Source organism: Nocardioides sp. NBC_00850, from assembly GCF_045207335.1.
Lineage (GTDB): Bacteria > Actinomycetota > Actinomycetes > Propionibacteriales > Nocardioidaceae > Nocardioides.
On the sequence record NZ_CP108845.1, the window covers coordinates 4,157,632 to 4,175,846 of the forward strand.

19 protein-coding genes are annotated in these 18,215 nt (G+C 70.7%); 5 read left to right on the plus strand and 14 right to left on the minus strand.

The window, feature by feature from the left end:
- Nucleotides 1-31: 31 nt before the first annotated feature.
- The 5 genes from recN to OH802_RS20220 all read right to left on the minus strand — a co-directional run bounded on the left by recN (nt 32) and on the right by OH802_RS20220 (nt 4,988).
- A complete protein-coding gene (gene recN, locus OH802_RS20200) occupies nt 32-1,810 on the minus strand; it encodes a DNA repair protein RecN (protein WP_406021433.1) in 1,779 nt (592 codons plus the stop codon).
- Entirely contained in the window at nt 1,803-2,729 is a 927-nt protein-coding gene (locus OH802_RS20205) for an NAD kinase (RefSeq protein ID WP_406029362.1), read from the minus strand. The genes recN and OH802_RS20205 overlap by 8 nt, the downstream gene beginning before the upstream one ends.
- A 65-nt stretch (nt 2,730-2,794) precedes the next feature.
- Nucleotides 2,795-3,658 (minus strand): TlyA family RNA methyltransferase, encoded by an 864-nt coding sequence (locus OH802_RS20210; protein WP_406021435.1) that lies wholly within the window; start codon nt 3,656-3,658, stop codon nt 2,795-2,797.
- A gap of 11 nt (nt 3,659-3,669) precedes the next feature.
- Nucleotides 3,670-3,942, minus strand: coding sequence for a hypothetical protein (locus tag OH802_RS20215; RefSeq protein ID WP_406021436.1), 273 nt, complete (start codon nt 3,940-3,942; stop codon nt 3,670-3,672).
- Nucleotides 3,939-4,988: an HAD-IIA family hydrolase gene (locus tag OH802_RS20220; protein WP_406021438.1), complete on the minus strand. Its 1,050-nt coding sequence runs from the start codon at nt 4,986-4,988 to the stop codon at nt 3,939-3,941. Before OH802_RS20220 ends, OH802_RS20215 begins: the two co-directional genes overlap by 4 nt.
- A gap of 64 nt (nt 4,989-5,052) precedes the next feature.
- On the opposite strand from OH802_RS20220, the gene OH802_RS20225 reads away from it, so the two are divergent.
- The gene (locus tag OH802_RS20225) at nt 5,053-6,213 is read left to right on the plus strand and encodes a DUF1015 family protein (RefSeq protein WP_406021440.1); all 1,161 of its coding nucleotides are present in this window, start codon (nt 5,053-5,055) and stop codon (nt 6,211-6,213) included.
- Here the strand turns inward: OH802_RS20225 and OH802_RS20230 are convergent.
- From OH802_RS20230 to argC, 9 genes are all read right to left on the minus strand, one after another.
- Nucleotides 6,210-6,632 carry a single-stranded DNA-binding protein gene (locus tag OH802_RS20230; protein WP_406021442.1) on the minus strand — a complete coding sequence of 141 codons (423 nt, stop codon included), beginning with the start codon at nt 6,630-6,632 and terminating at the stop codon, nt 6,210-6,212. The genes OH802_RS20225 and OH802_RS20230 overlap by 4 nt on opposite strands.
- 122 nt (nt 6,633-6,754) lie before the next feature.
- Nucleotides 6,755-7,225: a DNA-3-methyladenine glycosylase gene (locus tag OH802_RS20235; RefSeq protein WP_406021444.1), complete on the minus strand. Its 471-nt coding sequence runs from the start codon at nt 7,223-7,225 to the stop codon at nt 6,755-6,757.
- A 97-nt stretch (nt 7,226-7,322) separates the two neighbouring features.
- Nucleotides 7,323-8,747, minus strand: coding sequence for an argininosuccinate lyase (gene argH, locus OH802_RS20240; protein WP_406021446.1), 1,425 nt, complete (start codon nt 8,745-8,747; stop codon nt 7,323-7,325).
- Nucleotides 8,747-10,207: an argininosuccinate synthase gene (argG, locus tag OH802_RS20245; protein WP_406021448.1), complete on the minus strand. Its 1,461-nt coding sequence runs from the start codon at nt 10,205-10,207 to the stop codon at nt 8,747-8,749. Before argG ends, argH begins: the two co-directional genes overlap by 1 nt.
- A 26-nt stretch (nt 10,208-10,233) precedes the next feature.
- A complete protein-coding gene (locus tag OH802_RS20250; RefSeq protein WP_141804442.1) occupies nt 10,234-10,761 on the minus strand; it encodes an arginine repressor in 528 nt (175 codons plus the stop codon).
- Nucleotides 10,758-11,681, minus strand: a complete 924-nt coding sequence (argF, locus tag OH802_RS20255) for an ornithine carbamoyltransferase (RefSeq protein ID WP_160023808.1) — start codon at nt 11,679-11,681, stop codon at nt 10,758-10,760. The genes OH802_RS20250 and argF overlap by 4 nt, the downstream gene beginning before the upstream one ends.
- A complete protein-coding gene (locus tag OH802_RS20260) occupies nt 11,678-12,859 on the minus strand; it encodes an acetylornithine transaminase (protein ID WP_406021451.1) in 1,182 nt (393 codons plus the stop codon). The genes argF and OH802_RS20260 overlap by 4 nt, the downstream gene beginning before the upstream one ends.
- Entirely contained in the window at nt 12,856-13,797 is a 942-nt protein-coding gene (gene argB, locus OH802_RS20265; RefSeq protein WP_378827758.1) for an acetylglutamate kinase, read from the minus strand. The genes OH802_RS20260 and argB overlap by 4 nt, the downstream gene beginning before the upstream one ends.
- Entirely contained in the window at nt 13,794-14,831 is a 1,038-nt protein-coding gene (gene argC, locus OH802_RS20270) for an N-acetyl-gamma-glutamyl-phosphate reductase (protein WP_406021454.1), read from the minus strand. The genes argB and argC overlap by 4 nt, the downstream gene beginning before the upstream one ends.
- A gap of 74 nt (nt 14,832-14,905) precedes the next feature.
- Between argC and OH802_RS20275 the strand changes: the two genes are divergently transcribed.
- From OH802_RS20275 to OH802_RS20290, 4 genes are all read left to right on the plus strand, one after another.
- On the plus strand, nt 14,906-15,739 hold the full coding sequence (locus OH802_RS20275; RefSeq protein ID WP_406021456.1) for a maleylpyruvate isomerase family mycothiol-dependent enzyme: 834 nt from the start codon (nt 14,906-14,908) through the stop codon (nt 15,737-15,739).
- Nucleotides 15,740-15,749: 10 nt separating this feature from the next.
- The gene (locus OH802_RS20280) at nt 15,750-16,304 is read left to right on the plus strand and encodes a TIGR00730 family Rossman fold protein (RefSeq protein ID WP_406021458.1); all 555 of its coding nucleotides are present in this window, start codon (nt 15,750-15,752) and stop codon (nt 16,302-16,304) included.
- An 80-nt stretch (nt 16,305-16,384) separates the two neighbouring features.
- Nucleotides 16,385-17,395 carry an ATP-binding cassette domain-containing protein gene (locus OH802_RS20285; RefSeq protein WP_406021460.1) on the plus strand — a complete coding sequence of 337 codons (1,011 nt, stop codon included), beginning with the start codon at nt 16,385-16,387 and terminating at the stop codon, nt 17,393-17,395.
- Nucleotide 17,396: 1 nt separating this feature from the next.
- Entirely contained in the window at nt 17,397-18,215 is an 819-nt protein-coding gene (locus OH802_RS20290) for an ABC transporter permease (protein WP_406021462.1), read from the plus strand.

Below are 18,215 nucleotides of genomic sequence, written 5' to 3' on the forward strand. Positions count from 1 at the left end.
TCGGGTCGCCAGAACTGAGGTTTCGGCGGGGTCAGACCTTCGCGGCGCGGGCGACCTCGAGGAGCTCGCGGGCGTGCGCGATGGCGGTGTCGGAGGCCGTGAGCCCGGCCAGCATGCGGGAGAGCTCGCGCTCGCGGGACTCGTCGTCGAGGACGGTGAGGCCGGAGCTGGTGACCACGCCGTCGCTGGTCTTCTCGACTGCGACGTGGTGGTCGGCGAAGGCGGCGACCTGGGGCAGGTGGGTGACGACCAGGACCTGGGCGGTGCGGGCGAGGTGGGCCAGACGACGGCCGATCTCGACCGCGGCGGTGCCACCGACGCCGGCGTCGACCTCGTCGAAGACGAAGGTCGGGACCGGGCTGGTGGCCGCCAGGACCACCTCGATCGCCAGCATCACCCGGGAGAGCTCACCGCCGGAGGCGCCCTTGTGGAGCGGGCGGGGCTCCGAGCCGGTGTTGGCGGCCAGCAGCAGCTCGACCTCATCGAGGCCGTTGGAGCCGTAGCGCAGCCAGCGGTGGTTCTTGCCCGAACCGACCTGCCCCGATCCAACCAGTAGCGGCGCGTGCGGCTCGTCCTCGGATGCGGGCGCGTCGGTCTCCTTCTGGCGTACGTCGACCACCAGACGCGCGTGCGGCATGGCCAGTCCGGTGAGCTCGTCGCTGACCGCCTCGGCCAAGGCGCCGGCGGCGTCGGTGCGGGCGGCCGACAGCGCCATGCCTGCGTCAGCGAGGGCGGCTCGCAGCCGGGTGCGCTCCCCGCGGAGCTCCTCGATCCGGTCGTCGTCGGAGTCGAGCTCGAGCAGGCGCTTGGCGCCGGTCTCGGCCCAGGCGAGCACCTCGTCGATGGTCTCGCCGTACTTCCTGGTCAGCGCGGTCAGCGCCGCACGGCGCTCGGAGACCACGGAGAGCCGCGCCGGGTCGGTCTCGATCGCGGTCGCGTAGGAGGCGACATCGGCGGCCAGGTCGGAGAGCAGGTAGGAGACCTCCGCGAGCCGGTCGGCCAGGGAGGCGGCGTCGGGGTCGTGGTCGCGCACGCCGTCGAGGGCCTGGCGCGCGGCCGAGATGGCGCCCAGCGCGTCGGGGGCGTCGACCTCCGAGGAGAGCGCCTCTCGGGCCTGCTCGGCGGCGGTGCGCAGTGTGTCGGCGTAGCCGAGCTTCTCCTCCTCCTGGGCGAGGGTGACGTCTTCGCCGGACTCCGGTGAGACCTCCTCGACCTCACCGAGGCCGAAGCGGAGCAGGTCGGCCTCCTGCGCCCGCTCGCGGGCGTGGGTGGTGACCTCGTCGAGCTCGCGCTCGACGCCTCGGAGCTCGGCGTGGATGTCGCCGTAGGCCGCGATGAGCTTGGCGACCGCGTCCCCGCCGAAGCGGTCCAGCGAGTCGCGCTGGGCGCGCGGCTGCAGCAGCCGGTGCTGGTCGGACTGTCCGTGGACGGCGACCAGCGGTGAGGTCACCGAGCCGAGGGTCGCGACCGGGACGGTCGCTCCCCCGACGTACGCCCTCGCTCGGCCTTCGGCGGCGACGGTGCGGGCCACCAGGACGCGGCCCTCCTCGACCTCTCCCCCGGCCTCCTCGGTCGCCTCGATGACGCTGGGCAGCGACCGGGCATCGATGACGCCCTCGACCCGGGCCGCCTTCTTGCCCTTGCGGACCGAGCCGGCGTCGCCGCGGCCGCCGAGCAGCAGCCCGAGCGCGGTCACGATCATCGTCTTGCCCGCGCCGGTCTCACCGGTCACCACGGTCAGCCCCGGTCCGAGCTCCAGGGTCGAGGACTCGATGATCCCGAGTCCGGAGATCCTGATCTCCTCAAGCATTCTCGCCTCCGTTCATCCTGAACGGACGCCGTTCCGCGGCGCCTCGCCATCCCTCCACAGACAGTCCGAACTTCCGCACCAGACGATCCGTGAACGGGGCCTGATGCAGGCGAACGAGTCTGACAGGCTCCACCCCCCGGGTGACCTCGATCCGGGCACCTGGGCCCAGGTCGTAGGAACGCCTACCGTCGCACCAGAGCACGCCGGCGCCGTCGGCACGCGAGATGACCTCGACGGCCAGCACCGAGGTCGGCGCGACCACCATGGCCCGCGCGAAGAGCGCGTGGGCGCTGATCGGGGTCAGCAGCAGCGCCTCGACGCCCGGCCACACGACCGGGCCACCGGCGGAGAAGTTGTAGGCCGTCGAGCCGGTCGGGGTCGCGCAGACGACGCCATCGCAGCCCCACCTCGACAGCGGCCGGCCGTCGATCTCGACGACGACCTCGAGCATCCGCTCGCGCGCGGCCTTCTCGACGCTGGCCTCGTTGACCGCGAACGTACGGAAGACCTTCTGACCGTCCTCGAAGACGCTGACCTCGAGCGCGAGGCGGTCCTCGGAGGTGTAGCGACGCTGCACGATCGCCTCGATCGTCGACTCGACGTCGTCGTACTCCGCCTCGGCCAGGAACCCGACGTGTCCGAGGTTGACCCCGAGCACCGGGGTGCGGTGGGGCTGGACGATCTCGGCCGCGCGCAGGATGGTGCCGTCGCCACCGATGACCAGGGCCAGCTCGCAGTCTCGGCTCGCGTCGTCCTCGTCGGCGGCGAGCTCGAGCTTCGGTTCGTACGCCTCCGGGTCGATGCCCAGGTCTGCCGCCTCGCTGGCCAGCACCCTGACCACGATCCCGTGGACCGCCAACGACTTGGCACAGGCGAGGCCGACCTCGCGGGCCTCCTCGCGCCCGGTGTGGATGAGCATGAAGACCCGCCGAACCTCGGCTGGGTCCACAGGCGTTGGGTCCACCGGAGCGGTGTCGGCATCGGTCACGGATCAACCTTCTCAGACGGCACCGACACAACCCCGGTGGCGGGGCTCTCCAGGCCGCGCTGCTCGCGTACGGCCTCCTCGATCTCCGCCTCGGTGACGGTGGCCTCCCCGCGGCGCAGCCACAGGAAGAACTCGACGTTGCCCGACGGGCCCGGGAGCGGGCTGGTCGTGACCGCGCGTGCGCCCCAGCCACGCCTCGCGGCGGCCGCGGCGACGGCGTTGACGGCCTCGGCTCGCAGGACGGGGTCGCGGACCACGCCACCCTTGCCGACGCGGTCCTTGCCGACCTCGAACTGCGGCTTGACCATCAGCGCCAGGTCGCCGTCGGGGCTGGTCACCCGGATCAGCGCGTCCAGGACGAGCTCGAGGGAGATGAAGGAGAGGTCGCCGACGACGACGTCGACGGGTTCGCCGACCACGTCGAGGGAGAGGTCGCGGATGTTGGTGCGGTCGTGGACGACGACCCGCTCGTCCTGCTGCAGCCGCCAGGCGAGCTGGCCGTAGCCGACGTCGACGGCGACGACCTGCCGGGCCTCGTTGCGCAACAGTACGTCGGTGAACCCGCCCGTCGACGCGCCGGCGTCGAGGCAGCGGCGGCCCTTGACCGAGAGGCCGAGCGGCTCGAACGCCGCGAGTGCTCCGGCGAGCTTGTGCCCGCCGCGGGAGACGAAGTCGGGACGGTCGGGGTCTTCGCTGACCACGATCGCGACATCGGTGGTGACGCCTGTGGCCGGCTTGGTGGCTCGGTTGCCCGAGACCGTGACCCGCCCGGCGGCGATCAGCTCACTGGCGTGCTCGCGAGACCGGGCCAGCTTGCGCCGGACCAGCTCGGCGTCGAGACGCAGGCGGCGAGGGGGCATGCGCTCGCCTCTCAGGGCTGGTCGGTCGGCTGGGACTCGCCGGAGGCCGCGGCGATCCGGGCCATCGCGTCGTGGGCCCCGGTGTCGGGGTCCAGGGCGCGACGCAGCTCGGTGTGAGCGGCCTCGAAGACACCGACGTGCTCGGCCAGCGGCAGCTCGTCGAGCCGGTCGAGCGTCTCGAGCACCGCGTCGACGCGGGCGACACCGGTGTGCGGCGCCGTGCCGGCGCCACCCCGCCCGGCCGAGGCCTCAGCCGGAGTCTCGTCGAAATGCTGCTCGCTCATGAGGCTGAGACTACCGTCCCGCCGTCGGCATCCGGGCCAGGCGGCACGGCCTGTGCGCCGATCGTGGCCACTGATCCGGTGGCGTCCAGGTGTGCCCAGGCGCTGGCCGCGGCGACCCGCCACCAGTCGTCGGGTCTCCCTTCGCCGGTGACCTGCAGCTCTCCGTCGTGTACCTCTGCCGTCCAGCCGCCGAGCCGCGCGGTCGTGCCTTCGGTCTCCGGCGCCGGGTGGGTCTCCAGCAGCCCGCCCAAGTCGGCGGAGATGTAGGAAGGCCGTCGCTGCGGGTCTGCCGCGACCAGATCCTCGAGCCCGGTGACCCCGGTGAGCACCAGCAACGTGTCGATGCCGGCGTTGCGGCCGCCCTCGATGTCGGTGTCGAGCCGGTCGCCGACCATCAGCGGGTGATCGGCCTCGGTGCGCCGGATGGTCTCCTCCAGCAGCGGTCGCGAAGGCTTGCCCGCCACGACCGGCTCGACGCCCGAGAAGCGGCGCAGCGTGTCGACAAGGACGCCGTGGCCCGGCGCGATCCCGTAGGCCGCCGGGAAGGTCATGTCGGTGTTGCTGGCGACCCAGAAGAGCCCGTCCTTGATCCGCACCGCCGCGCGCAGGATGTCCTTCCACAGCAGCTCGGGGTTGTATCCGGTGACGATCGCCTCGGCGTCCTCGTCGACGGCCACCGGCACCAGGCCGGCCGCCTCGAGCGGCTCGCGCAGGCCGGCGGCACCCAGGTTGACGACCTTCGCCCCAGGAGCGAGCCGCTCGGCCAGGACACGCGCGGCGGCCTGGGCCGAGGTGACCACGTCCTCGGCGGTAGCGTCGATCCCCAGGTTGCGGATGTTCTCGGCGACCTTGGCCGGAGGCCGGGCGGCGTTGTTGGTGATGAACGCCAGCCTGAGCCCGGCCTCGCGTGCGGCGGCGAGCGACTCGGGGGCGCGCCGGACCGCTGTGCCCCCGATGTAGACCACGCCGTCGAGGTCGAGCATCGCCACGTCATGGGCGGCGGCGAGCGGCTGGGCTGAGCCCTTCAACTGATGGCCGGTCAGCACACGAAGTTCCTTCTCTGAGTCGGGGGTTCGGCGAATGGCACCAGTGTGACCCTACGATGTGCGGATGGACGATACGGGTGTGGTCAGGGCGCCGTACCTCGGGCGTCCGCTGCGCCTCGAGCCGTTTCGAGCGCTCTCGTTGGCCCCTTCACGGATCGGGGACCCGACCTCCGCACGGCTCTACTCCCGCCCCTATCGAGGGGTCGCCTCCCGGATCAGCTCGTGGCTGGCGCGTGGCGATCTGCGCCAGCACCAGGAGCTCGCGCTCTACCTCCACGAGTACACCGCCGCCGGAATCACCGTGCGTGGCGTCGTCGGAATCCTCGACGTCTCGCACCGCACCGACGACCCCGCTGGTGCCGCGGTCATCCCCCACGAGGGCGTACGCACCGCCCAGGCCGAGCAGCTCGCCTCCCGGATGCGGCAGATGCGGGTGCATCCGGCCCCGATCCTGCTCACCTACCACGCTCCCGACGGAATCGCGGCCCTGCTCGACCGGGTGCAGAGCGGCACGCCCGAGGAGCAGTACGACGACCACGGCGGCCAGCACCATCGCGTCTGGGCGATCACCGACGAGGCGCTGATCGGGCAGCTGCGCACCGCATGGGCAGATCAGCAGGCGCTGATCGCCGACGGACACCACCGCTACGCTGCGTACGCCGAGCTCCAGGGTCTCGCCGAGCCCGGCGACGGCGCCGCGACCGACTTCGGTCTGGCGATGCTGATCGACCAGGACGACACGCCGTTGCAGCTCGGGGCGATCCATCGCGTGCTGGCCGGGGTGAACCTGCGCGACCTACGGGCCGCGGCCGAGTCCGTCGGCGCCGAGTGGACCGCCGGCAGCCGCGACGCCGCTTTGAGCAGGCTCGGACCTGGTGTCATCGTGCTCAGCGACGGCCGGGGCTGGGCAACCCTCGACGTCGACACCGCCAACAGCCCGATCACCGGCGATGTCGGCTATCTGCACGACCGCGTCCTCCCGGAGCTGCGCCGGCAGCCGTCGCGGGTGCTGCACGCCCACCAGGTCGACGCCGCTCTGAAGCGGGCCCGCCCGGGTCGCGACGTCGCGGTGCTGTTGGCGGCCCCGACCTTCGACACCATCCTCTCCTCCGCCTCGATCGGGCAGCTGCTCCCGGAGAAGGCGACGTCCTTCCAGCCCAAGCCGCACCCGGGCGTGCTCATCCGTCTTCTCGACTCGGCACGGCTGGAGAAGTCGCGCCACTAGCTGGCCTGCCTGGTCGCGGCGGCTGCCCGGCTCACCCGTCTGGCCGACGACACCTCCACCTCGGTCATCGACTGCAGCCGGCCGCCGGTCTTGAAGAACCGGCGACGCAGGGAGCCGTTGACCTCGATGACGTCGCCGACCTGCCAGGTCATCGCCGCTCGCCGGACCCGGGCGACCCAGGTGTGACACTCGAGCGCGTCGATCTGCACCCGGCTGCTCCCCCGGCGTTTGTCGCGTGGCCTGTTCACGACGACCCGGAACGCGGTGAGCTGATCTCCGCTCGGCAGCTCCTTCTCCTCAGCGGCCAGCGACAGCCGACCGATCAACCGCACCTCGTTGACCGTCGCCAGCCCGCCGGCCGGCCCCATGCGCTCGCCATCGTCCGGTGATGGCTCCTTCTCTACCCTTGCGACCGTCATCTCGATCACCTCCGACCACCATCCTGATCAGGGGCACCGACAGTCCCGCCCGGGCCTATGCGGCCTGTGGAGAACCGCGGTCCGAACCGGGCCTGTGGACGGTCATCGGCCCGTCCGGCCAGCTATCGGAGGGCTTTCGCCGGCCGGTAGGGCGAAACCGTCGGGTCACCTGAGACCCAGAACCGCCAGGGACGGTCCGGAGCCAGACGCAGCCCGACCCGCGGTCCGGCCGCGACCTCGATCCCCGCCCACGTCTCGGCCGGCGCCAGGTCCAGCTCGAAGTCGGTGGTCCCGTTCATCGTCAGGTCGATCCCGAGCGCCGAGCAGAGCCGCGCTGGTCCCCGGGCGAGATCGACGTCGCGTACCGCTCCACGTCGCTCCCGAGCGACCTCGATCCCCTCGATGATCTGGCCGGCGCGCAGCAGGATCCCGCCGGGCTCACCCTCCGGATGGCAGACGAGGTTCGAGCAGTAATGCATTCCGTACGTAAAATAAACGTAAAGCCGCCCCGGCGGACCGAACATCACCCGGTTGCGGTTCGTCTCACCCCGGAAGGCGTGCGAGCCGGGATCGTCGGCCGCGTACGCCTCCACCTCGGTCAGAGCACCTTCACGCCGTCGAAGGACAGCGTCGCCCCGAGGAGCCGCGGAGCGGTCACCTCGGGGCGCTGGTTCAACAGGCTCGCGAGCACTACGACGGACGGAACCCGGCTGCCTTGGCCCGGAGCTCGGCGAGCTGCTCAGCGACCCGGTCAGGAGCCGTGCCACCACGGCCGTCGCGGGACGCGACCGAGCCTTCGATGGTCAGCACCAGGCGTACGTCAGGGGTCAGCGCCGGCGAGATCGTGGCGAACTCCTCGTCAGTGAGCGCGTCCAGCTCCACACCGCGCTTCTCCGCCGCCTGGACACAGGCACCGGCGAGCTCGTGCGCGATCCGGAACGGGGTGCCCTGCCGGACCAGCCACTCGGCGATGTCGGTGGCCAGTGAGAATCCCTGAGGGGCGAGCTCGGCCATCCGGTCGGTGTTGTAGACCAGCGTGGCGACCTGGCCGGTGAAGGCAGGGAGCAGCACCTCGAGGGTGTCCAAGGAGTCGAAGACCGGCTCCTTGTCCTCCTGCAGGTCGCGGTTGTACGCCAGCGGCAGCGCCTTCAGCGTCGTCAGCAGCCCGGTCAGGTTGCCGACCAGGCGTCCGGCCTTGCCGCGGGCGAGCTCGGAGATGTCGGGGTTCTTCTTCTGCGGCATGATGCTCGAGCCCGTCGACCACGAGTCGTGCAGCGTGACGAAGTCGAACTCCTTGGTCGCCCACAGGATGATCTCCTCGGCGATCCGGCTGATGTCGACCCCGATCTGCGCGCACACGTAGGCGAACTCGGCGACGAAGTCACGCGAGGCGGTCCCGTCGATCGAGTTGGCGCTCGAACCGGTGAAGCCCAGCTCGGAGGCGACCAGCTCGGGGTCGAGCCCGAGCGACTGCCCCGCGAGCGCCCCGGACCCGTACGGCGAGTCGCATACGACCCGCGCCTGCCAGTCGTTGAGCCGGTCGACGTCGCGCAGCAGCGACCAGGCGTGGGCCATCAGGTGGTGGGAGAGCAGCACCGGCTGGGCGTGCTGGAGGTGCGTACGTCCGGGCATGATCGCGCCCATATTCTCGTCGGCCTGCGTGGCGAGCGCGTCGATGAGATCGAGCACGAGCCCACGGAGCACCCGCTCGTGGTCGAGCAGATAGCTCCGGAACAGGGTCGCGATCTGGTCGTTGCGCGAGCGCCCGGCCCGCAGCTTGCCGCCGACGTCGGGGCCGATCTCCTCGATGAGCAGCCGCTCCAGCGCGCCGTGTACGTCCTCATCCGAGGCAGCCGGAAGCAGCCGTCCGGCGGTGAACCGGTCGGCGAGGACGTCCAGGCCCCGGTGGATCTCGTTCTCCTCGTCACCGGTGAGCAGCCCGGCCGCGCCCAGCGCCTTCGCATGGGCGTGGGACCCGGCGATGTCGTAGAGCGCCAGCCGCCAGTCGAACTGCGTCGAGCGCGAGAGCGCCTCGAGCTCCGGCGATGGACCACCGGCGAACCGGCCGCCCCAGAGCTTGCCCTCGTTGGTGGTGTTGGCAGGTGTGTTCGACATCAGTCGTTGCCCGCCTCCAGCGCGGCCTCGTCCAGGATCGTGTCGTCCAGGACGGACGCCTCGACCGGAAGAGCGGCCGGGAGCGGCTTGCCGTCGGTGGCGGCGATGCGGTCGAAGCCGCCGGCGGGCAGCTCGCCGAAGAGGGTGCCGTGCTCGACGAGCACCGTTCCCTGGTCCAGGGGGTGCCCGGCGTAGATCTCCAGCTTGGAGCGGGAGTCGGCGATGTCGAGGTTGCGCATGGTGAGCTGGCCGATGCGGTCGACGGGACCGAAGGCGGCGTTCTCGACGCGCTCCATGGAGAGCTTCTCGGGGTGGTAGGAGAAGTGCGAGCCCTCGGTGTTGAGGATCGTGTAGTCCTCGCCGCGGCGCAGCCGAAGCGTGACGGTCCCCGACACCAGCGAGGCGATCCAGCGCTGGATCGACTCGCGCAGCATCAGCGCCTGCGGGTCGAGCCAGCGGCCCTCGTAGAGCAGCCGGCCGAGCTTGCGGCCCTCGTTGTAGTAGTTGGACATGGTGTCCTCGTTGTGCACCGCGTTGAGCAGCCGCTCGTAGGCCGCCCACAGCAGCGCGATGCCCGGCGCCTCGTAGATGCCGCGGGACTTGGCCTCGATGATCCGGTTCTCGATCTGGTCGGACATGCCCAGGCCGTGGCGGCCGCCGATCGCGTTGGCCTCGTAGACCAGCTCGACGGGGTCGGAGTAGGACTTGCCGTTGATCGCCACCGGGCGGCCCTCGACGAAGGACACCGAGACGTCCTCGGTCTCGATGGAGACCGACGGGTCCCAGAACTTCACACCCATGATCGGCTCGACCGTCTCCAGCGACACGTCGAGGTGCTCCAGGGTCTTGGCCTCGTGGGTGGCCCCCCAGATGTTGGCGTCGGTGGAGTAGGCCTTCTCGGTGGAGTCGCGGTAAGGCAGGTTGTGCGCGACCAGCCACTCCGACATCTCGTGGCGTCCACCGAGCTCGTGGACGAAGTCGGCGTCGAGCCACGGCTTGTAGATGCGCAGCTCGGGGTTGGCCATCAGGCCGTAGCGGTAGAACCGCTCGATGTCGTTGCCCTTGAAGGTCGAACCGTCGCCCCAGATGTTGACGTTGTCGGCCTGCATGGCCCGCACCAGCATGGTGCCGGTCACCGCACGCCCCAAAGGCGTGGTGTTGAAGTAGGCACGGCCACCGGAACGGATGTGGAAGGCACCGCAGGCGAGCGCGGCCAGGCCCTCCTCGACGAGCTGCGGCTTGATGTCGATGGCGCGGGCGATCTCGGCGCCATAGGCCATCGCACGGTCCGGTACGCCGGAGATGTCGGGCTCGTCGTACTGCCCGATGTCGGCGGTGTAGGTGCACGGCACCGCGCCCTTGTCGCGCATCCAGGCGACCGCCACGGAGGTGTCGAGACCTCCGGAGAAGGCGATGCCGACGCGCTCACCCTTGGGAAGGGAGGTCAGGACCTTGCTCACGAGATGTTGCTCCTTGCTCTGAAACTTTACGGAATGTCTGTGGTCTTGCCGGCGAGGCTGAGGAAGCGGTTGACGAGCGCAGCGCCGCCCTTGGGCTCGCGGCCGATGACGAGCACGGTGTCGTCGCCGGCGATGGTGCCGAGGATGTCGGGATATTCGGCCCGGTCGATCGCGGAGGCGAAGTACTGGGCACCCCCTGCAGGAGTACGCAGCACCACGAGGTTGCCACTCCCGTCGGCGCTCACCAACAGCTCGCGGGCGAGTCGGCCGAGCTTGCTGCGACCGCTGGCCGACTCCCCCGGGGCGACCGCGGTGCGATCACCACCCTCACCGGGAACCGCGTAGACCAGCGCACCCGAGGGCGCCCGCACCTTCACCGCGTCGAGCTCGTCCAGATCACGCGAGAGCGTCGCCTGGGTGACGTTGACCCCGTGGGCGAACAGCGCCTCGGAGAGCTCGGTCTGGGACCGGATCTCCTTGCCCCAGATGATGTCGACGATCAGGGACTGGCGTGCGCCCTTGGTCGCGGGCCGCTGGGTCTCGTTGGTCGTCATCGTCGCTCCCACAGGAAGGCCAGGATCGCCTTCTGGGCGTGGCGCCGGTTCTCCGCCTCGTCCCACACCAGGCTGCGCGGACCGTCGAGCACCTCGGCCTCGATCTCCTTGCCGCGGTAGGCGGGCAGGCAGTGCAGCACGACCGCTTCGGGGTCGGCGTGGCCGAGCAGGTCGGTGGTGAGCGCGTACGGCGAGAAGACCGCGACCCGCGCGGCCGCCTCGCTCTCCTTGCCCATCGAGACCCAGGTGTCGGTGATGAGTACGTCAGCCCCGGCTGCCGCCGCGACCGGGTCGGAGGTCACCGTGACCGAGCCGCCGGTCTCCTCGGCGATCTCCTTGGCCCTGACCAGCACCTCCGCGTCGGGCGCGTAGCCCTCCGGCGCACCGAACCGGACGTGCATCCCGGCGATCGCTCCGGCCAGCGCCCAGGAGTTGCCCATGTTGCAGGCGGCGTCGCCGAGGAAGGCCGCGGTCAGGCCCGCCAGCGATCCCTTGTGCTCGCGAAGCGTCTGCAGGTCGGCGAGCAGCTGGCAGGGGTGGAACTCGTCGGTGAGCGCGTTGACGACCGGAACCCCGGAGTGGGCGGCCATCTGCTCGAGGTCGGTCTGTGCGAACGTACGCCACACGATCTCGCCCGCCTGACGGCCGAGCACCCGGGCGACGTCGGCGACGGACTCCCGCTCGCCGATCCCGGCCAGGCGGCCGTCGACGAGCATCGAGTGACCGCCGAGCTCGGCGATCCCGGAGGAGAACGACGCCTGGGTGCGCAGCGTCGGCTTGTCGTAGATCGTGGCCACGGTCACCGGGCCGGCGAGCGGCTTGGCGGCGTAGGGGTCCTGCTTCATCGCTGCCGCGAGCGCCAGCACCTCGGCCTGCTCGGCCGGGGTGAGGTCGTCGTCGCGGAGGAAGTGTCTGGTCATTTCGCCCCCGTTTCCTGGGCCGCGTCGAGGATTGCGGGCCACGCGGCCAGGAGGCTCTCGGCATCGTCCTCGGTGAGCACGAGCGGCGGCACGATCCGGATCCGCTCAGGCGTGGCGTTGTTGAGGATGAAGCCCGCCTCGAGGGCGGCTGCGGCGACAGCGCCCGAGTCGAGACCGGCGAGAACCACTCCGATGAAGAGGCCATCCCCGTCGACCCTGGTGACCCGCGGATCGGCGGCGAGGCCGTCGCGCAGCTTCTGGCCGAGCACGGTGACGTGCTCGAGGAGCCCGTCGGCCTCGATGGTGTTGATCACCGCGAGACCTGCCGCGCAGGCGACCGGGTTGCCACCGAAGGTGGTGCCGTGGTTGCCGGGCTCGAAGAGCGTCGCAGCCCGGCCCAGGCCGATGCAGGCACCGATCGGGAAGCCGCCACCGAGGCCCTTGGCGAGAGTGACGATGTCGGCGGTGATGCCCGAGGTCTCGTGGGCGAACCAGCGACCCGTGCGGCCCAGGCCGGACTGGATCTCGTCGAGCCAGAGCAGGGCGCCGTGCTCGTCTGCCACGGCCCGCGCCGCCGCCAGGTAGTCGGCGGGCGGCATGATGACGCCGGCCTCCCCCTGCATCGGCTCGAGGATGATCGCCGCGGTCTCGTCGGTGACCGCCGCCGCCAGCGCCTCGGCGTCGCCGTAGGGAACGAAGGTGACCTCGCCCGGCAGCGGCTCGAACGGCGCCCGGTAGGCCTCCTTGGCGGTCAGCGCCAGGGCGCCCATCGAGCGGCCGTGGAAGGCGCCCTGGGCAGCCACGATGTGCTTCCGCCCGGTGCGCCGGGTCAGCTTGAAGCCCGCCTCGTTGGCCTCGGTGCCGGAGTTGGTGAAGAAGACCCGCCCGGTCTCGCCACCGGGGACCCGGGCGAGCAGCGCCTCGGCCAGCTCGACCTGCGGGTGGGAGGTGAAGAAGTTGGAGACGTGGCCGAGGGACTCCATCTGGGAGGTCACCGCGGAGACCAGCGCCGGGTGGGCGTGGCCGAGCGCGTTGACCGCGATGCCGGCCAGCAGGTCGATGTACTCCTTGCCGTCCTCGTCCCACACGTGGGCACCCTCGCCTCGGGTGAGGACCAGCTTGGGAGCACCGAAGGTGTTCATCATCGCGCCGGCGTAGCGCTCAGAGTAGGTCGTCATTTGTCGAGCTCCCTTGCCTTGCGGGTCTTCGTGGTAACGCCGGGGAGCACCTGGGTGCCGACCCCCTCGGCGGTGAACAGCTCCAGCAGTACGGCGTGCTCGGCGCGGCCGTCGACGACGGTGGCGCGCTTGACGCCGCCCTTGACCGCCTCCAGGCAGGCGCTCATCTTCGGGATCATCCCGCTGGCCAGCTCGGGCAGGATGCCCTCCAGCGCCTCGGGACTGATCTCCCCGATGACCTCCTCGGGGTCAGGCCAGTCGAGGTAGAGGCCCTCGACGTCGGTCAGGACCAGCAGCTTCTCGGCTTCGAGCGCGACCGCCAGGGCCGAGGCCGCGCGGTCGGCGTTGACGTTGTAGACGGCGCCGTCGATGTCGGGCGCGACGCTGGAGACGACCGGGATCCGGCCGGCCTGGATGAGATCGAGGACCGATTCGGGACGTACGTCGACGACCTCGCCGACCTGGCCGAGGTCGATCTCCTCACCGTCGATGACGGTGCTGGCCGGCTCGGCGGTGAAGAGTCCGGCGTCCTCGCCGGAGAGCCCGACGGCCAGCGGACCGTGCTCGTTGATCAGCCCGACGAGCTCGCGCTGGACCTGGCCGACCAGGACCATCCGGACCACGTCCATGGCCTCGGGGGTGGTCACCCGCAGCCCGCCGCGGAACTCCGACTCGATGCCGAGCCGGTCGAGCATGCTCGAGATCTGGGGGCCACCGCCGTGCACGACGACCGGCTTGAAGCCGGCGAACCGCATGAAGGCGATGTCCTCGGCGAAGGCACGCTTGAGCTTGTCGTCGGTCATGGCGTTGCCGCCGTACTTCACCACGACGATCTTGCCGTGGTACTCCTTCAGCCATGGCAGGGCGCCGGCGAGCGTACGCGCCTTGGCGGGGTCGGGGCGCCCGGGCTCGTGGGCAACGGTCTCGAGGTCGATCACGGGGCTACTCCTACCGTCGTCAGGCCCGTGGTCTCCTCGAGACCGAGCGCGAGGTTCATGCACTGGATCGCTCCCCCGGCGGTGCCCTTGGCGAGGTTGTCCTCGGCACCGACGACGACCAGCCGCCCGGCGGCCTCGTCGACGGTCACCTGCAGGTGGACAGCGTTGGAGCCGAGCACGGCCTGGGTCTGGGGCCACTGGCCCTCGGGCAGCAGGTGGACGAAGGGCTCGTCGCCGTACGCCTTCTCGTAGACGGCACGCGCATCGGCAGCCGTCACGCCGTCGCCGAGCTTGGCCGAGCAGGTGGCCAGGATGCCGCGCGGCATCGGCACCAGCACCGGGGTGAAGGAGACCGACACCTCTCCGTCGACCAGCGTGGAGAGGTTCTGGACGATCTCGGGGGTGTGCCGGTGGACGCCGCCGACGCCGTAGGCGCTCACGTTGCCCATGACCTCGGCACCGATCAGGTGCGGCTTGGACGACTTCCCCGCGCCGCTGGTGCCGGTGGCGGCGACCACGACGACCTCGGGCTCGACGATGCCGGCCTCGACCGCCGGGGCGAGGGCCAGGGTGGAGACAGTCGGGAAGCAGCCCGGCACCGCGATCCGGTTGGCCGAGGAGAGCGCGGCCCGCTGCCCGGGAAGCTCAGGAAGCCCGTAGGGCCAGGTGCCGGCGTGGTCGGTGCCGTAGAACTTCGTCCACGTCTCGGCGTCGGCGAGCCGGTAGTCGGCGCCGCAGTCGATCACGACCACGTCGTCGGGAAGGCCGGCCGCGATCGGCCCGGACTCGCCGTGCGGCAGCGCCAGGAAGACGACGTCGTGACCGGCCAGGGTCTCGGCGGTGGTGGGCTCCAGGACTCGTTCGGCGAGCGGGATCAGGTGGGGCTGGAGGCTCCCCAGGGTCTTGCCCGCGCTGGAGGCGGCGGTCAGGGCGCCGATCTCCACCTCGGGGTGGGCCAGCAGCAGCCTGAGCAGCTCACCTCCGGCATATCCACTGGCACCGGCGACGGCGACGCGCTTCTTCGTCATGTGCATGAACATACGTCAGACTGCATGTATGTCGCAAAACCCGTTCGGAGATTGAGACGTGGGCGCCTAGTGTTCGCTCCATGACAACCCGCCTCACCCCCACCGCCTACCTCGACCACATCCGGTCGGAGTCGGCGCGCTTCCGTGCCGTACTCGCAGACACGGATCCCACCACCCCGGTGCCGACCGCACCGGAGTGGACCGCCGCCGACCTGCTGTGGCACGTCGCCGCCGAGGTTCAGCACTTCTGGGCATACGTCCTGGAGACTCGGCCGGCCGAGCCCAGCAGCGAGACCTACTCCGAGCCGGAGCGCCCGGAGGACGCGACCTACCAGGACCTGCTCGCCCACTTCGACGAGCTCAACGCCAAGTTCCTCAAGACCCTGGAGCAGACCGGGCCCGAGGAGCCCACCTGGTCCTGGTCGCCGGACCAGACCGCCGCGTTCACCTACCGCAGGCAGGCGCACGAGATCCTCATCCACCGCCTCGACGCCGAGCTCACCGCCGGCGCCGTGACGCCGCTCGACCCGGCCCTGGCCGCCGACGGGATCGACGAGATCCTCGACGTGTTCTACGGCGGCAAGCCCGAGTGGGCGAGCTTCGCCGGAGGCGGTCAGTACGTACGCGTCGACGCGGTCGACACCGACACCCAGACCTGGGTCGAGCTGGGCCTCGTGTCCGGCACCCGCCCCAACGGCGACAGCCTCGAGGACGAGCCCGACCTCAGCGTCGTCTCCCAGGACGAGATCCCTGGCGGCACCGAGCCCGACGTGGTCATCGCGGGCACCGCGGCCGACCTGGACGCCTGGCTCTGGCGCCGGCGCGACGACGCGGGCATCGAGGTCACCGGCGACAAGGACGTCTACGAGCGCTTCCGCGCGTTGACGAACCAGGCGATCACCGACGACGACTAACCTCACGCCCATGATCAAGCACCTGGCGGTCTTTCTCGGCTCCCGCGACGGCAACGACCCGGCGCTCTCGGAGACGGCCTACGAGGTCGGCAAGGGGCTCGCCGAGCGCGAGATCGAGCTGGTGTACGGAGCGGGCGGCGGTGGCCTGATGGGCCAGATCTCCCAGGGCGCGATCGACGGCGACGGCAAGGTCTTCGGCGTGATCCCAAGGTTCATGGTCGAACGCGAGTGGGGTCGCGTCGAAGGCGCGCCGGGGATGCAGACGGTCGTGGTCGACACCATGCACGAGCGCAAGGCGCTCATGGCCGAGCGCGCCGACGCGTTCCTCGCGCTCCCCGGCGGGATCGGCACCCTCGAGGAGCTCTTCGAGGTCTGGACCTGGCAGACCCTCTCGCTGCACGGGAAGCCGGTCGGCCTGTTCAACGTCAACGGCTTCTGGGACCCGCTCGTGGAGATGATGGAGCGCGTCGCCGCGGCGGGCTTCCTGCACGGCTCCCCCGCGGAGTCGCTGGTCGTGGGCGACGATCTCGACGACGTCCTCGACCGCCTCGACGCAGCCCGCTGAAACCGGCTACTGAAACCGGGCCGGCAGTCGTGAAACCACGGTGAAGGCGCCCTGAAACCGGCGCCCCACACCCTGGGAGCATGACAACAACCACCGAACTGGCCGTATCGGCCTCAGGTCTGGTCAAGACCTTCGGAGACTTCACCGCGGTCGACGGGGTCGACCTCGAGATCCGCCGCGGAGAGGTCTTCGGCGTGCTCGGCCCCAACGGCGCCGGCAAGACCACCACCTTGAAGATGCTCGCGACCCTGCTCCCGATCGATGCCGGCAAGGCTGAGATCTTCGGGGTCGACGTCAAGGCGCACCCCCACCAGGTGCGTCAGCTCGTCGGCGTGACGGGGCAGTATGCCTCCGTCGACGAGAACCTCACCGCCACCGAGAACCTGGTCCTCTTCGGCCGCCTGCTCGGCATGTCCGGCAAGTCCGCCCGGGCCGCCTCGGAGGAGCTGCTGGAGTCCTTCGGGCTCCAGGAGGCCGCCAAGCGGCAGATCTCGAAGTTCTCCGGCGGCATGCGCCGTCGCCTCGACCTCGCCGCCTCGCTCCTGTCCCGCCCGCCGCTGATCTTCCTCGACGAGCCGACCACCGGCCTGGACCCACGCACCCGGGGCCAGATGTGGGACACCATCCGTACGCTGGTCGCCGGCGGCTCCACCGTCCTGCTGACCACGCAGTACCTCGACGAGGCCGACCAGCTCGCCGACCGGATCGCGGTCATCGACCGGGGCGTCAAGGTCGCCGAAGGCACCTCGGAGCAGCTCAAGACCTCCGTCGGCAACTCGACCCTGCACCTGCGCCTGAGCGACAAGACCCAGGTAGCCACCGCCGCGGCCGTGGTGGAGAAGGTCACCGGCGATCACCCGGTGCTCACCCCCGAGGCCGGCGGCGTCAACGTACCGCTGGCCGATGCCGACCGGGCCGCCGACGTGCTCATCGGCCTTCGCCACGCGGGCATCTCGATCACCACCGCCAACGTGCAGCAGCCGACCCTGGACGAGGTCTTCCTCGCCCTGACCGGTCACGGCACCGAGAGCTCACAAGACTCAGCGCACACCGACGTCCACACCGACATCAACACCGAGGAGGTGGCCTGACATGGCTGCACTGATCTCCACGTACGCCGTCGCCGACCGCCCGCTCAAGGCCCGCCCGGGCGTGGGCGAGACGATCGGCCAGACGCTGACCATGGCCCGCCGGGCGTACATCAAGATGATGCGCAACCCCGAGCAGTTCTTCGACGTGACGATCCAGCCGCTGCTGTTCACCGCGATGTTCGCCTACATCTTCGGCGGCGCGATCTCCGGTGATGTGAAGTCGTACCTGCCGACCATCATCACCGGCATCCTCGCCCAGACCGCGCTGACCGCCTCGATGGCTCGCGGCACCCAGCTGCGCGAGGACATGGACAAGGGCGTCTTCGACCGGTTCAAGGCGCTCCCGATCGCCCGGATCGCGCCGCTGGCCGGACCCGCCGTCGCGGACCTGCTCCGCTACGGGATCGCGGCGACGCTGACCATCGTGGTCGGCCTGCTGATGGGCTACCGGCCCGGTGGCGGCGTCGGCGGGGTGCTCGCCGGCTGGGCGCTGACCATCTTCGCCGGCTGGTCGCTGAGCTGGATCTTCACCTGGCTCGGCACGGTCCTGAAGACCGCGGGCGGGGTACAGGGCCTGGGCATGATGATCATGTTCCCGCTGACCTTCCTCTCCCCCGCCTTCGTGCCGAAGGAGACGATGCCGGACTGGCTGCAGCACTTCGTCGACGTCAACCCGGTCACGCTGGTCATCAACGCCACCCGCGACCTGATGAACGCGGGCGACGTCACCATGAGTGTCGTATGGGCGCTCGTCGGCTGCGCCGCGGTCGTCGCGATCTTCGCGCCGCTCTCGGTGTGGAGCTACAGCAAGAAGCTCTGA